Below are 14,567 nucleotides of genomic sequence, written 5' to 3' on the forward strand. Positions count from 1 at the left end.
CTCGACAACACCAACCCTACGGTGGCCCAGCTCTACCTGACTCCGCGTGATTTTCTCAAGTTTGGGCTGCTCTATTTGCAAAAGGGGCAGTGGGCGGGCCAGCAGGTGTTGCCCGCTGATTGGGTCGAAAAGTCCTGGGGCAAATACAGCCAGCTGGGCAGCAAGCAGTACGGCTACTTCTGGTGGCACCAACAGTTTCAGGTGAACGGCCAAACCGTTGAAGCCCAGATGGCGACCGGCAACGGTGGCCAGAAACTCTACGTGCTCCCGGCCCTCGACGCGGTGGTGGTGTTCACGGGCGGCAACTATAACTCAGCACGCGACACGCCCCCCAATGAGCTGATGCCGAAGTACGTGCTGCCGGTGCTGCTGGCAGCTACTGCCAAGAAGACAAGTTCGGCTGTCCCGGCCAAGGCAAAGCGGGCGGGGAAACCATGAGGTGAAGATGGTTTTCCCTCAGCCTAGGTAAGAACGACTGCCCCGCCCTAGCGCCGTACCATCCCAAACCGCCCACCAGCCACGTCGAAAATGACGGTGCGCTGGGTGAAAACTTCGTTGCCCAGCATGCCGCCCATGCCGGAGAAGCGCATCAGCAGGTTTTCCTGCCAGTTGGTGCCCGTCACGTAGGTCACGGTGCCTAGCGGCAGGGCCGTAGCGCCCAGGGTTAGGCCCGCGCCGGTGGCTACGGTGTGCGCCGTGATGGGCTTGGCCATCGAACCAACTTCCGCCGTGCGCGTGGGCGCGCCGGGGCTGGCCATCTTTTTCCAGGTGTCCTGGTCGGTGATGAGGGCAAAGGCGCTGCTGCCCGAGTCGAAAAGCAGCGGCTTGGCTTCGCCCTGCAGGCCCAGGCTCAGCAGCACGCGGCGGTTGTCGAAGGCCAGGGGCACGAAGTCGGCGCGCTGGGCCAGGGTGTCGGGAACCTGGGCGGCCAGGCTAAAAAGGCGGGCCGGGTAGTCGAGCACCAGGGCCCGGCCCTCGAGCACGTCCGTGCCCAGCGTGCCAATGATGAACGGCGCGGTGCTGTCGGCCGGCAGCTGGGTGGCGCCGAATGGTTTCACTCGCATCCAGCGGGCTTGCACCTGCCCGCCGCCTAGCGCGAAACGGACGTTGCGGGCCGTGTCTGCATCGGCCGAGGAGGCCAGCGCCAGCGCGGGGTAGCTGCGCTGCAGCGTGGCCAGCGAGCGAGCGTACAGCATGGTGAAAGGCGCGCCGGTGTCGAACTGCAGGTAGCAGGTGCGGGAGCAGCCGGGCACCCGCACGGGCAGCAGCACCGCCGCGTGCGGCATGGCCCGGCCATCGGCGGTGTCGGCCAGCCAGGTGAAGTTGGTGGTGGCCGGCAGCCCCGAAACCACGAGTTGGTTGGGGGCCGGGATGAACTTCTTTCGCATGTAGAAGTAGCCGGCCACGCTGCCGAGCAGCAACAGAACGAGCGCAGAAAGCAGGACTTTGAACAGGAGCTTCATGGGGAGAGAGCGGGGTGATTTGGTATGCCCAAATGTATCCGTGGCCCGTCCCCAGGCCCTGCGTCATTTTGCCGCCACTTTGCCGACACATGGCGTAACTAGCTAGCCAGTAGGTAATTTTATTTTAACCGCTCCTACAGCCGGAAGCGGTACAGGTCGAGGCGCCCGCGCCGCAGTTGCAGCTGGTAGTAGCCCACGGTGACGACGTTCGCGGCGTAGGTAAACAGCAGCACGCCCACGTACAGGGCCGGCAGCTTGTGGCCGTAGCGGTGCGCCACCTGCTGCGCGCCCACCGCCAGCAGGAAAGCGAAGAAGCACCCCACCTGCCACAGCACCTGGAAGCCCAGCACCCGCCGGCCCAGCTCGGCCACGTGCGCCGTGGTATGGCGGCGCGCGCGCCACAGCAGCCACGGCACCACCAGGTTCAGCAGCGGCAGCACCAGCAAACTCAGCGCACTCAGGTTGAGGAGTTGCAGAAAGTGCGGGTCGACGCGCAGCGCCGGCGGCGCGGGGGTGGGTGGCAGCACCGTCACGAGCACGGGCGGCACGGCCTGGGGCGCCGGGGCCGGCTGCGCCCCGAGGCGGAGGTCGTCGAGCGTCACTTCGAGGGCGGCGGCCAGGGCCTGCACGGTGTGGCCACGTGGCACGGTTTCGCCCTGCTCCACCCGCTGAATGGTGCGCAAGCTCACGCCCGAATGCTCGGCCAGCGCTTCCTGCGAGAAGCCTTTGCTTTTGCGGAGTTCTTGGATGCGAGCGGCAGAAAACATGAACCTAAGGGAGGGTGAAGCGGGCGGGACTAGGGGCAAACCGGGCTCAGCGTTGCGGCCGGGCAGGCTGTTGCGGCAGCCAGCGCCCGGCGTCCGCGTCGGCGTCGAAGGAACGGTACACTAAGGGCAAGCCCTGCACGTGGCTGGTGACGTAGGCCGTGGCCAGCCGCACCAGCACGTTGGGCGAAACCAGCACCGCGCCGTGGCGGTAGCCACCTTCCCGCACGGCGCGAGGCCGCCAATCGTGCGCCACCCAGTGCTGTTCGCTCTGGCTGAAAGGCTGCATGTGTACCTGGTTAATCAGAATTCGGCTCCAGCCGCGCTGTTGTAGGCCCCGCAGCATCTGCTCAAACACCTCCTGCGTGTCGGGTAGGCGCCGAAGTCCTGCGCTCCACTCAACCCGCAGGAAGCCGGCGGGGTCTCCTCCGAGCTGGCCAGCGGCGTTGGCAAAATGGGCAGACGGGCTTGTCGGGAGCATTGTCCCTCAAAACTACGACGCTCTGGGTCCGGGTGCCGCCCCTGGCAGCGCCGCAAGCCCACCTTTTGTGCCCATGCTCAGTGGTGCGCCGGAACCGACGCGCTGCTGAGCCACTCGTAAGCGGCGGCCATGTCCTGGAAAATAGCCACCTGCGGTTTGTCGCTCACAAAGTCGTCCATGAGGTCGAGGCGACTGCGGCAGCCGGGCAGGGGGCTCTGCACCCACGCCACCTGCTCCACGCCCAAGCGGCCCGCCTCGGGCAGGTACTCGTAGGCTACCCACTTCACCAATTCCCAACTGGTTTGGGTAATGTGGGTGTTGTCGTTGAGGGCTTTGCGGGCGCCGGTCTGCTTAATGAACTCGGTGAGGTGCTGGCAGGCGGCTTGCACCAGCTCCAATTCCTGCGGGCCCTTCCAGTCGAGGTAGAGCCAGGCGTTATCAAGGTCGTAGTGCACATCGAGCACTTCGGAAGCGAGCAGCAGTTGGGTAGACATCGGCAGGGCTAAGGGTGATTAACCATCCGGAAGTTACACCTTCTGCCGGGAACTGCACAATTCTCTTTAAATCCTGCTACTCTTTCATCACCAGCTGGTTCTTGCGGTAGTTGGTGCCGCGCAACTTTAGCTCGTAGATGCCCGGTGCGAGGTGGGTGGTGTAGCGGCTGAGCTGGCTTTGCAGCGACTCGGGCGTGCCGCGCAGCGAGAGCAGGCGCGGGCCCTTCGGCAGCGAGAAATCGAGCGAAAGCTGGCCGGCGCTGGCCGGCACCTTGGCCAGGCTAAACGCCACCGAGCCCGCCGCCGGGTTGGGGTACACAAACAGGCGCGAGCCGGCCCGCACCGTGGCGGAGTTGCTGATGCCCGCGAAGTTCACCCCAATAAGCACGGGGTCGTGGTCCGAAGAGCGAAACGGCGTGGCAATGTCGGTGGCCTCGCCGGCGGAAGAGTACTCCAGCACGGTGGGCTCGGCCGAGTTGATGTGCCACTTCTGCACGTCGAGAAACCCCACCAGGTTGGACGTGACCACCGCGTGGTCGAGCGAGCCCGTGAGGCCCCGAAACACATACGAGGCGCTGGTGGGCGGCGTGGCCGGCACCAGGCCGGCGGCCCGCAGAATGTCGATGGGGTCTTCTTCGTAGTTGGCGTTGTAGTCGCCGGCGCTCACGATGCGCGCGGCCCCGGCCGGCCGCACCGTCTGGTTGATGAACTGCACCAGGGCCTGGGCCTGGTCTTTGCGGCGGGCGTTGGAGCCGCCCTGGCCGTCGTTCTGGTCGGCGTTGGGTCCGCTGCCGCTGCCCTTGCTCTTGAAGTGGTTGATGACGAAGCCCAGCGTATCGGCCCGCTCCTTGCGCTTGGTTACGAACACCTGGGCCAGCGGCGGGCGCTCGAACACGCCTTGCACCGTGGCCACCATGGGCGGGCCCAGCGGCGCCACCGACGCCGGCTTGTAAAGGATGGCGCACTTGATGAGGTCGGTGTTGTTGGGCTGCTTTTCGGCGTCGCCGTCGTTCACAAAAATGTAGGTGCCGGCGCCCATCACCTTGTTTAGCCCGTCCACCAGGTCCTGAATGGCGGAAGCCGAGCCGTTGCCGTCGTTCTCAATTTCGGTAAGGCCCACAATGTCGGCGCTCATCTGGCTGATGGCCAGAATAATCTTGGCGCGCTGCCGGGCAAAGTCGGCCGGCGTTTTGGCGCCGCGGGCCGTGGGGAAGCCGCCGCCCGCGCCGTCGCCGTTGAAGTAGTTGAGCACGTTGAAGCTGGCCAGCTTAAGGTCGAGCCGGCCAAAGGCGGGCGGCCGCTGGGGCCGCGACGTGCGGACGACCGGCGCCGCCGCACCAAGCAGCGGCTGAATGCGCCACTTGCCGAAGCTGTAGCCCATGATGCCGCGCAAGCCCGTGAGGGTACTGCCCACCCGCACAGTGCCGGTGGCGGGGTCGAGGTAGGGGGTGGGCTTGGGGTTGTTAGCTGCGCTGCCGTCGTCGAGCACCAGGGACTTGTTTTCGTTGGCTGTTTCGTAGGCTTTCACGGCGGCCAGGTTGCGGGTGCCGGAGCTGCTGGTACCGGTGGCGGGGTTGTCGTTGGGGTCCACGAACTGCGTGGGCTGGTAGGTGAGGCCCTGGGCCGACAGCGTGAGCTCGCCGCGCTGCTTCAGGTTGTAGTTTTCGGTCACGGTCATGGGGTCCGAAAACTGCACGCGCATGCCCTCGTAGCGCTCGGCGGCCGCAGCCGAGAAGTCGGCGTTGTTGATGGTGACAAAGGCCGGCAGGGCGTTGCCGCTCGACACCACCGTGATGGCCGGCTCGGTGAGAATGGCCTGGTTGAACGACGGCGCCCCGCTTTCCTCCTTCACCACGCCGGTGATGCGCACTTTGTCGCCCACTTTCACGGTGGGGTCGGGCTGCACCACAAACAGGGCGTCGGAAGTGGCGGGGTTGCCGTCGGCCGCGGCCGTTTCGTCTTGCACGTAAAAGCCGCCGGGGTTCAGGCCGGCGTACACGCCCGTCACTACCGCTTCGATGGTGTGGCTGCCCGCGGTGGCCATAGCGCCCGTGCCTTGAATGGAGCCGATGGTGGCTGCCGCTGCTGCCTGCGACCCAAGCAGCAAGCCGGCACCAAAGACGAGTTTATGTTTAATCATAGAAGAAATGTGAATCAAAATGGGTTGGTAAATATATTGGGTGTAGCGAGGAGCCTGGCGCCTTATACCTTTCCGGGCCGCATATAGGCTGGGATTTCTCGCCAAATTCTCCGCTCAGCTTGTCAAAAACTGCCGCGCCCGCCGTGCCGCCCTCCCCAAAGCCCCGTATACACGAAGCATGATTCCGCTGATAACGCACACGCCCCGCCTGTTGCTGCTGGCTGCCAGCCGGGCCTTGCTCACCGCCGAACTGCACAAGCCCCAGTACTTCCCCGTGCTGCTGGGCGCTGCCCTGCCCGCCGAATGGCCCACCGGCGAATACGACCGCGACGCCATGCTCTACTTCCTCGACCAGCTCACCGAGGGCGGGCGCACGGCTGCGGGCTGGTACAACTGGTACGCCCTGCGCAAACCCGACGACGACACGCCCCGCACGCTCATCGGCGCGGGCGGCTTCATGGGTCCGCCCGATGAGGCCGGCACGGTGGAAGTGGGCTATTCGGTGGCGGCCGACTGGCGCGGGCAAGGGCTGGCCACCGAGCTGGTGGCGGGCCTGGTGCAACAGGCGGCCAACACCACCATGGTGCGCCGCATGGTGGCCCACACCGACGCCGCCAATCCCGCCTCGCAGCAGGTGCTGCTCAACAACGGCTTTGAGCTCATGGGGCCGGTGGCCGACGGCCGCCTGCGCTACGAGCGCACCGTGGAACCTACTACCCCCTGAGCCGGCCCAAATTCCAGCTGCAAGAGGCAATAGCAGCCAACCTGAAGCAGAACCCGTAAAAGGCAGCAAATCCTTTCCTTCTCACTTCATCCGCCTAGCTATGAATCGTTTCTTGTTTTTCCTTCTCATGGTGGTGTCGGTGGGGCTGCGCCAGCCCACGGCCGCCCAAACCGGTGCTGCGGGCCTGCCGCCCCGGCCGTCGCCCTTTCAGTTCGTGAACGACCAGGGCAACCTGATAGCGCCGGCCGATGTGAAGCGCCTCGAAACCGGCCTGCGGCAATACGCTGATAAAACCGGCACGCAAGTCGTGGTCGTGACGGTGCCCTCGCTGGGCGGGCGCGAAGTGGCCGACTACGGCCGGGCCCTGGGCGAGTCCTGGGCCGTGGGCCAGCGCGAAAAAAACAACGGCGTGGTGGTGCTCATCAGCAAAGAGGAGCGCAAGGTGACCATTCAGCCGGGCAGTGGGCTGAAGGACGCCATTACGCCCGCGGTTACCAACAAGGCCATTGGCCAAATGACGCCCAGTTTCAAGCAGGGCAACTACGGCGCGGGCCTGCGCCAAGGGTTGAGCACCATTATGTTGGCTGCCAATCCTAGTTCAAGCCCTCAGAACGGCCAGGCTGCCAGCACGGCTGCCTCGGACGCCACGCCGGCGGCTAATCAGTCTATCCAATCAGGCCCCGGCCCTACCACCGAGCCCGGGGCCGTAGCCTCCAACGACCCGTTGGTTTCGCCCCCTTCGGAGCCTGTTTCGTCGGGCCCCGGCATGGGCACCATCCTGCTGGGCGCGCTGGCCGTGGGTGGCATTATCTGGCTGCTGGTGAAAATGCTGCGCGGCCGCCGCGCCGCCGCGGATGCCACCGCCAACCCTAACGCCAACAACGCTCCCAACTTCCGCCCCAACAACCCCGGGCCTAACGCGAACCCCAACGCGGCGCCCAACTTCCTGCCCAACCGGCCCAACGGCCCGGGGGGCAACTACGGCCCCGGCCAGCCGCAGGGCAACTACAACCAAGGCTACAACAACGCCCCGAACCAAGGCGGCGGCGGCCTGATGGGCGGCGGCATGGGCGGCATGCTGGCCACGGGCGCGGCGGCTGCCGCGGGCGCGTACCTGGGCAACCGCATGGCTTCGGGCCACGAGTCCTCCGGCACCAACTTCACGGGCGACGGCAATAGCTTGGGCGCCAACACGGCTGCTGGCTTGGGCGGCGCGGGCCTCGCTGGCGCTGGGCTGGGTGGCGCAGCGGGCGCGGCCGGCACCGGTGCGGCCGAAGACTACTTCGCGGGCGGTACGGGCGCCGACAACTCGGCCCCGGACTACTTTGCCGACGACGTGATTGACAATTCGCAGACCGACTTCTTTTCCGGCAGCGAAACCGGCTCGTACGACGACCTGAACTCGGACGACACCGGTGGCGGCGGCTTCGACAGCGGCGACGACAACAGCGGCTCCTGGTAGGGAAGCGTCTGTGCTTGAGTGATTGTAAAACGGGCCCCGGCGCACTCAGTGCCGGGGCCCGTTGGCGCTGGGTGGAGCCACCGACAAGGCCAAGAATTAGCAAACCGCTATATCTTGCGGCCGGTATTTACTTTCATTCTTAGGCAATATGTTGCAAGGGTTGCGCACAGTGGTTTACCCAGTGGGGGCTTTGGCGGCGGCTACGGCGTGGTACCGGCAGGTGCTGGAGCAGGCCCCGTATTTTGAGGAGCCGTTCTATGTGGGCTTCAACGTGGGCGGCTACGAGCTGAGCCTAGTGCCCGATGGCACCGCCGCGGGCCAGGCCGGCCCCACCACCTACTGGGGCGTGCCCGATGCCGCCGCAGCCTACGCCCGCCTGCTCGAGTTGGGCGCGCACGAGAGCGAAGCCGTGCAGGATGTGGGCAGCGGCATCTTGGTTGGTGCCGTGCTCAACCCCTTCGGCAACCTGTTTGGCGTCATTCAGAACCCGCATTTCGCGCTGCCTGGCTAGTTGGCGCCAACTGGCTTCTGCCCGACCTTTCTTTCCTTCACTATGTCAACAACTGCTTCGCCCATTGCCGCCGTGCCGGTGCTGGAAACTGCCCGCCTCACCTTGCGGGGCTTTCGCGCCGACGACTTCGACGCCTGGTTTACCATCAGCCGGACGCCCGCCTACCACCGCTACTTCAGCCCCGAGCCCATGCCCGCCGAGGAAGTGTGGAAGCTGGTGCTGCGCAGCGCCGGCCACTGGATGATAATGGGCTACGGATTCTGGGCCGTGGAAGAAAAAGCCGGCGGCCGGTTTGTGGGCGCCATCGGGTTTCTCCACCTCAAGCGCGACTTAACCCCCGAGCTGGGCGACGCGCCCGAAATTGGCTGGGTGACGGACCCCGAGGTGCACGGCCGCGGCTACGCCAGCGAGGCCGTGGCGGCCGTGTTGGCCTGGGGCGAAAGTCACTTTGGACTCGTGCGCACCGTGTGCATCATTCACCCCGACAACGCGCCTTCGCTTCGGCTGGCGGCCAAATTCGGCTACCGCGAATACGCCCGCACCACCTACCACGAGCAGCCCATCGTGCTGCTGGAGCGGCCAGGCCGGCAATAGTCTGGCGCCCCGCCGGGGAGGCGCTCATTGGCAGAAGTATTCAATGAGTGGAATATAGTAGCTTGCGCACCGCACCGCTGTGGCGCTCACCGCTTTCTACCCCACTGCTTATGCCAACACTGCTAAAATTCTTGTTGGTTTGCTTGCTCCTGGCTACCGCCGGGTCCGTTCAGGCCCAAACGCCCACCGCGCCCAGCCCCGCGCCGGCCACTGCCCAGCCGGCTTACGACGTGAACGCCGCCACCCAAGCCTACCTCAACACCCTCACGCCCGCCCAGAAAGCGCGGTCCGACGCCTATTTCGAAGGTGGTTACTGGCTGTTGCTGGTGGAGATGCTGTACGCCGTGGGCGTGGCGGCCGTGTTTTTGGGTCTGGGGCTGTCGCGCCGAATTAAGGCATGGACGGAGCGGCTGCCGCAGCGGTTTTTGCGCACATTGGCCTACGTTGCCATTTACTTGCTGCTGGCCTGGGTGCTGAGCTTCCCGCTGACCGTGTATGTGGGGTATTTCCGGGAGCACCACTACGGGCTTTCCAACCAAAGCTTTGGCGAGTGGCTGGGCGAGAGCCTGACCAGCCTGGCCCTGTCCGTGGTGTTCGGTAGCCTGCTGATTTTGGCGCTGTACGCGGCGGTGCGGCGCGCCGGCCGCACGTGGTGGGTGTGGGGCGCGGGCATCATGGGGACCTTTGTGGCGGTGGGCATCTTTCTGGGTCCCGTCTTCATCAGCCCGTTGTTCAACAAGTCCACGCCGCTGCCTGCTGGCCCGGTGCGCGCCGCCATCCTGAGCATGGCGCGGGCCAACGGCGTGCCCGCCGACAACGTGTACCTCGTGGACGCCTCCCGCCAGAGCAAGCGCATCAGCGCCAACGTGAGCGGCATCGGCAGCACCATTCGTGTGTCGCTCAACGACAACCTGCTGCGCCGCTGCACGCCCCAGGAAGTGCAGGCCGTGATGGGCCACGAGCTGGGCCACTACGTGCTGAACCACATCTATGAGTTACTGCTTTCCTTCGTGATGGTCATCGGAACTGGCTTTTGGCTGCTCGATTGGATGTTTGTGCGGTTGGTGGCGCGTTTTGGCTCGCGCTGGGGCGTGGCCGACCGCGCCGACGTGGGCGGCCTGCCGTTGGCCGTGGCCCTGCTGGCCGTGCTCACCTTCCTGTCAACGCCCATCGTCAACACCATCGTGCGCACCAACGAGCTGGAGGCCGACGTGTTTGGCCTGAACGCCGCCCGCCAGCCCGATGGCTTTGCCGCCATTGCCATGAAGCTGTCGGAATACCGCAAAATTGACCCCACGCCGCTCGAGGAAGCGCTGTTTTTTGACCACCCCAGCGGCCACACCCGCGTGTACACCGCCATGCGGTGGAAGGCCGAACACTTGGGCGACAAGTAGATTGTGGGCGAACTTTCAGGCGCCTTTCCGCCCGCCCCACGCCGGGCTATCCTCCATCAACCGCTTGAAAACTATGCCTCCTCGCCCTTATATCCTCGCCGAAACCACCTGGAAAACCGTGCAGGAAACCCAGTACCAAGTAGTGGTGCTGCCCTGGGGCGCCACCGAGGCGCACAACTACCACCTGCCCTATGCCACCGATAATTACCAAGCCGACTACGTGGCGGCGGAGGCTGCGCGCAAGGCCTGGGAGCAGGGCGCCAAAGTGGTGGTGCTGCCCTGCATTCCCTTCGGCGTGAACACCGGGCAGCTGGACATCACGCTCGACATCAACATGAACCCAAGCACGCAGCTGGCCATTCTGCGCGACGTGGTGCAGGTGCTGGCCCGCCAAGGCATTCCCAAGCTGGTGGTGCTGAACGGCCACGGCGGCAACGACTTCCGCCAAATCCTGCGGGAGCTGCAAGCCGAATTCCCCGCGGTGTTTTTGAGCACGTTGAACTGGTTTCGAGCCGCCGACCGCAGCCAGTACTTCACCGCGCCCGGCGACCACGCCGATGCCCTGGAAACCAGCGCCATGCTGCACATCGCGCCCGAGTTGGTGAGCCCACTATCGGAAGCTGGGGACGGCGCCGCCAAGCAGTTTCGCATCGCGGCGCTGCGCGAGGGCTGGGCCTGGGCCCAGCGCGAGTGGAGCAAGGTGTCGGCCGATACCGGTGTGGGCAACCCCGCCGAAGCCACGGCCGAAAAAGGTCAGGCTTTCCTGGAAGCCGTAACTACCAACATCGGCCAGTTTCTGGTGGAGCTGGCCGCGGCCGACCCGCAGGATTTGTACGAATAAAGGTCTAGTTATTAGTTGTCAGTTGTTCGTTGCTAGTTGTCAGTCGACGGCTATTCATTAAATCAGACAATCAATAACTCACAACCAGCAACGAACAACTAGCAACAAAACTCAACTATGCCCCCCCAATTTGATAGTGTAATTTTTGACCTCGACGGCACCTTGTGGGACGCTACCCAAGCCATCACCCAAGCCTTTGAAGCTGCTCGCAGCAGCGTCGACTACGTCGAGAACGAGGTGACGCTGGCTCAGGTGCAGGCCGTGACCGGCCAGCCTTACGAGACGGTGTACGAACGCCTGTTTCCCACTTTGCCCGCCGACAAATTTGAGGAGTACCGCGCCCTCTGCGCCCGCCAGGAGCTGGCCGCCGCCGAGCAGCAGGGCGGTACCCTCTACCCCGACCTGGAAGCCACCCTGCAGTATCTGAAAGAGCAGGGCTACCGCCTGTTCATCGTGAGCAATTGCCAAGTGGGCTACGTGGAAGCTTTTTTTGCCAACAGCCAGCTCGGACATTACTTCGAAGGTCACCAGTGCTTTGGCACCAAGAAGCTGCCTAAGGCCGACAACATTCGCGAGGTAGTGGCGCAGTACGGCCTGCGGGCGCCCGTGTACGTGGGCGACACGCGCGGCGACCTCGCCGCCAGCCAGGGGGCGGGCGTGCCGTTCATTTTTGCCACCTACGGTTTCGGCCAGCTAGACGCCCAAGAGGCACCGGTGCGCATCAACCAGCCCGCCGATTTGCGTCGGCTGTTGTAGCCCCGGGGGCAGTTGTGGGCTTCAATGCCGCGGCGTACTTTGGTCGCATGAATCTTCCGGTTTCCTCGCGCATCACCATTCACCCGGCCATTTGCCACGGGCAGCCCACCGTGCGCGGCCTGCGCTACCCGGTGTGGCAGGTGCTGGAGTGGCTGGCCGCTGGCCAAACCGAGGCCGACGTGCTGGCCGCGCACCCCGAGCTGGAGCCGGAAGATTTGCGGGCCTGCCTGCAGTTTGCCGCCGAGCGCCTCAAGCCGGCGCATCGGCCCCAGCCCGAGGAAAACTCCGAAGAATGGCTGCTGAGCCGGCAAAGCCAGTGGCTGGCCGAGCAGGAATTTCTCAAGCAACTGTGGGAGCGCAATCCGTTGGCAAAACCGTCTCATTCCAGCTCTTCCAACTGACCACCGGACAACGCCGCCAGATGCGTAGCTTTAGCGTCCTCGCCGCTCCTTTCGGCCACCCGCCATGTCGTACCAAGAGCTAGCTTCTTCCGCCTTTCTGAGCGTGGTGTACCGGCCCGACTCGGGCTTGCTCATCGGCCGTTGGCTGTGCTCCATCAGCGAGGCTCAGCTGCGCGAGGGCTACGAAACCATGCGCCTCGCCGCCCTGGAACACCGGTGCCGCCACTGGCTGATGGACGCCCGCCGCCGCACCGACCGCCGCCTCAACGGCCCGGAATGGGTGGTAACCCACTTTTTGCCCCAGGTGCAACAGGAAATGGGCAGCCCGCTCTGCGTGGCCTTTCTGGTGCTGCCCAACCACTTGCGCGAGGTAGAGGCCGACCCCACGCAGCCTGCCCAAGCCTCGGCCCCGGGTGACCTGTTCCAATTCGCCCGCTTCATCGACGAGGGCGTTGCCAACGCCTGGTTGGACCTGCAGCGCCGCTAAGGGTAAGAGGTGCCTCCGTTCGCATACTGTATCTGTCATTGCGAGCGCAGCGCGGCAATCCGTCCTGCTCTCAGCGACCAATCCGCTAACGTGACAAATGCTGATACAAAGCCCTGCCGGGTACGACCCTGGCATTGCACCGCGCCAGGGGCTTTGTCACATAAGAAGGTGTCGGGGGTCGACAGGACGGATTGCCACGGGCTGCGCCCTCGCAATGACAAGGCCGCCTGCTCACCGCTGGCCTTCCAGCGTTTGCATGGGCGTGGCCATTTCCACGTTGGAAGTATTGGGGAAAGCCAGGAAATGGGTGACGCGCGGCGGGTTGGGCCCAGTGTGGAATTGCCGCACCCGTTCTTCCACGGCTTGGTCTTCTTTGGTGAAGCGGTGGTGCTGGCGCTGGTGCTCGCCCCAAGTGGCTACGTAGTAAAACTCGGTGATGAGCGTGGGGTGGGCCAGGTCGGAGAACACACCGGCGCGCAGGGCGCCGTCGCGGAGCCGCAGGCGCTTGAGCTGCTCGGCGGCTTCGCGGAAGGCCGGCCAGTCGTGCGGCTCCACATGGTATTCTATCATCACCACCACGGGGCCGTCGTCGGGGTCAATGGGGGCGTCGCCTTCCACTTCGGGTTCGGGCCAGCTTTCGGCGGGGTCCAGGTTCAGGCCCTCGGCCGGGCGCATGGGGAAGGGGAAGGCCAGCAGCGCACTGGCCAGCATCCAGCCGGCCGCAATCAGCAGCGAAATGGTGAGGGTGGTGTGGTCGGCCAGTTCGCCCCACACCAGGCTGCCCACCGACAAGCCCGCCTGAAACACCAGCATGTACACGCTAATCACCCGGGCCTGTACCCACTTGGGCACGCTCAACTGCACGGTGGTGCTGAAGCTGGTCATCACCATCAGCCAGGCAATGCCTGAGAAGAACATTACCGCATAGAGCACATAAATCTGGGTGATGAGGGCCAGCGCCAGGTTGGTGCCGCAAAATGCCAGCACGCCAATGAGCACCCGCTGGTTGAAGTTGAGCCGCGAGCCGGCCCGGCCCATCAGAAAGGCGCCCGTTACGGCGCCAGCGCCCAGCCAAGAGAGCATCACGCCGTAGTGCCCGGAGCTGAGCTGCAGCTTGCGAGCTACCACCACCGACACCAGCGCCCACATGGCCGCCGCCCCAAACGAAAACGCAAACGTGCGCACCAGCACCCCGTAAATGGCCGGCGAGTACTGCACGTAGCGCATGCCCGCCCGCAAGGCACCCATAAAATTCTCAGCCGGCCCGCTGGTCACGGTGGCTTCGCGCTTCCAGAAATACACCACCGCCCACGTGCCCAGAAAGGAGATGCCGTTCAGCATAAACACCAGGCCTGGCGAGTAATAAGCAATGATGGCGCCGCCCACGGCCGGCCCAATGGCGCGCGCAATATTGTTGCTCACCCCGTTCAGGGTAATGGCCGACGGCAGCACCGAGCGCGGCACCAGCTCATTGGTCACGGCCTGCCAAATGGGCGCGTTCAAGGCGGCGCCCATGCCCAGCATAAACGTGAAGCCCAGCACGCCCAGCGCCGAAATGCCCCCCGTGAGCGTGAGCAAGCCCAGGGCCGTGGCTACCACCGCCATGAAGCCCTGCGTGAAGAGCAGCAGCTTGCGGCGGTCCACCAGGTCGGCCATGGCCCCGGCCGGCATGCTCAGCAAGAAGGAGGGCAGGCTGGTGGCCGTTTGCATGAGGGCCACCAGCAGGGCCGAGGCCGTGAGGGTGGTGACGAGCCACACGCCGGCCACGTTTTGCATCCAGGTGCCCACGTTGGACACCAGGCCCGCAATCCAAATGGCCCGAAAAATGGCGTAGGTAAAGGGCGTCCCCAGCGTGACTTTGGGGGCCGGAGCAGCAGTCGTTGGCGTCATCGGAAAACAGTAGGAACTCACCCCGATAAACAAACGAGCGGGGTGAATGGCTTCCTACGGCTTCCGGGCGGAAATAGGTCGAACGACTAATCCCCTCCTTACCAAGGAGGGGGCGTTGCCGCGCCCGCGGCGACGGGGGTGGTGGCACCGCAGGGTGGGCGTTTG

The 14,567-nt window shown here is 64.9% G+C and carries 15 protein-coding genes and 1 pseudogene; 10 read left to right on the forward strand and 6 right to left on the reverse strand.

Annotation, left to right across the window (positions count from 1 at the left end; genetic code table 11):
• Positions 1 to 438: pseudogene (locus tag VF629_RS18795) on the forward strand (hypothetical protein); the annotation flags it as partial.
• Between the two features lie 47 nt (positions 439 to 485).
• Here VF629_RS18795 and VF629_RS18800 read toward each other — a convergent pair.
• The 5 genes from VF629_RS18800 to VF629_RS18820 all read right to left on the reverse strand — a co-directional run bounded on the left by VF629_RS18800 (position 486) and on the right by VF629_RS18820 (position 5,342).
• The gene (locus VF629_RS18800; RefSeq protein ID WP_331060043.1) at positions 486 to 1,463 is read right to left on the reverse strand and encodes a hypothetical protein; all 978 of its coding nucleotides are present in this window, start codon (positions 1,461 to 1,463) and stop codon (positions 486 to 488) included.
• Positions 1,464 to 1,597: 134 nt separating this feature from the next.
• The gene (locus tag VF629_RS18805; protein ID WP_331060044.1) at positions 1,598 to 2,230 is read right to left on the reverse strand and encodes a helix-turn-helix transcriptional regulator; all 633 of its coding nucleotides are present in this window, start codon (positions 2,228 to 2,230) and stop codon (positions 1,598 to 1,600) included.
• 46 nt (positions 2,231 to 2,276) lie between these two features.
• Entirely contained in the window at positions 2,277 to 2,708 is a 432-nt protein-coding gene (locus VF629_RS18810; protein WP_331060045.1) for a hypothetical protein, read from the reverse strand.
• A gap of 77 nt (positions 2,709 to 2,785) precedes the next feature.
• A complete protein-coding gene (locus VF629_RS18815; protein ID WP_331060046.1) occupies positions 2,786 to 3,202 on the reverse strand; it encodes a hypothetical protein in 417 nt (138 codons plus the stop codon).
• Between the two features lie 76 nt (positions 3,203 to 3,278).
• Entirely contained in the window at positions 3,279 to 5,342 is a 2,064-nt protein-coding gene (locus VF629_RS18820) for an ExeM/NucH family extracellular endonuclease (RefSeq protein ID WP_331060047.1), read from the reverse strand.
• Between the two features lie 178 nt (positions 5,343 to 5,520).
• On the opposite strand from VF629_RS18820, the gene VF629_RS18825 reads away from it, so the two are divergent.
• From VF629_RS18825 to VF629_RS18865, 9 genes are all read left to right on the forward strand, one after another.
• A complete protein-coding gene (locus VF629_RS18825) occupies positions 5,521 to 6,066 on the forward strand; it encodes a GNAT family N-acetyltransferase (RefSeq protein WP_331060048.1) in 546 nt (181 codons plus the stop codon).
• Positions 6,067 to 6,166: 100 nt separating this feature from the next.
• On the forward strand, positions 6,167 to 7,528 hold the full coding sequence (locus VF629_RS18830; protein WP_331060049.1) for a TPM domain-containing protein: 1,362 nt from the start codon (positions 6,167 to 6,169) through the stop codon (positions 7,526 to 7,528).
• 148 nt (positions 7,529 to 7,676) lie between these two features.
• Complete coding sequence (locus VF629_RS18835; protein WP_331060050.1) at positions 7,677 to 8,039, forward strand: VOC family protein; 363 nt, start codon at positions 7,677 to 7,679, stop codon at positions 8,037 to 8,039.
• 42 nt (positions 8,040 to 8,081) lie between these two features.
• Positions 8,082 to 8,633 (forward strand): GNAT family N-acetyltransferase, encoded by a 552-nt coding sequence (locus tag VF629_RS18840; protein ID WP_331060051.1) that lies wholly within the window; start codon positions 8,082 to 8,084, stop codon positions 8,631 to 8,633.
• A gap of 110 nt (positions 8,634 to 8,743) precedes the next feature.
• The gene (locus tag VF629_RS18845) at positions 8,744 to 10,027 is read left to right on the forward strand and encodes a M48 family metallopeptidase (RefSeq protein ID WP_331060052.1); all 1,284 of its coding nucleotides are present in this window, start codon (positions 8,744 to 8,746) and stop codon (positions 10,025 to 10,027) included.
• A gap of 73 nt (positions 10,028 to 10,100) precedes the next feature.
• Positions 10,101 to 10,868 carry a creatininase family protein gene (locus VF629_RS18850; RefSeq protein ID WP_331060053.1) on the forward strand — a complete coding sequence of 256 codons (768 nt, stop codon included), beginning with the start codon at positions 10,101 to 10,103 and terminating at the stop codon, positions 10,866 to 10,868.
• Between the two features lie 117 nt (positions 10,869 to 10,985).
• On the forward strand, positions 10,986 to 11,624 hold the full coding sequence (locus VF629_RS18855; protein ID WP_331060054.1) for an HAD family hydrolase: 639 nt from the start codon (positions 10,986 to 10,988) through the stop codon (positions 11,622 to 11,624).
• A gap of 47 nt (positions 11,625 to 11,671) precedes the next feature.
• A complete protein-coding gene (locus VF629_RS18860; RefSeq protein WP_331060055.1) occupies positions 11,672 to 12,025 on the forward strand; it encodes a DUF433 domain-containing protein in 354 nt (117 codons plus the stop codon).
• Positions 12,026 to 12,089: 64 nt separating this feature from the next.
• Positions 12,090 to 12,512 carry a hypothetical protein gene (locus tag VF629_RS18865; RefSeq protein ID WP_331060056.1) on the forward strand — a complete coding sequence of 141 codons (423 nt, stop codon included), beginning with the start codon at positions 12,090 to 12,092 and terminating at the stop codon, positions 12,510 to 12,512.
• A gap of 231 nt (positions 12,513 to 12,743) precedes the next feature.
• Here the strand turns inward: VF629_RS18865 and VF629_RS18870 are convergent, their stop codons facing one another.
• The gene (locus tag VF629_RS18870) at positions 12,744 to 14,402 is read right to left on the reverse strand and encodes an MFS transporter (RefSeq protein WP_331060057.1); all 1,659 of its coding nucleotides are present in this window, start codon (positions 14,400 to 14,402) and stop codon (positions 12,744 to 12,746) included.
• Positions 14,403 to 14,567: the final 165 nt, after the last annotated feature.

Source organism: Hymenobacter sp., from assembly GCF_036388155.1.
Taxonomy (GTDB): Bacteria; Bacteroidota; Bacteroidia; order Cytophagales; family Hymenobacteraceae; genus Hymenobacter.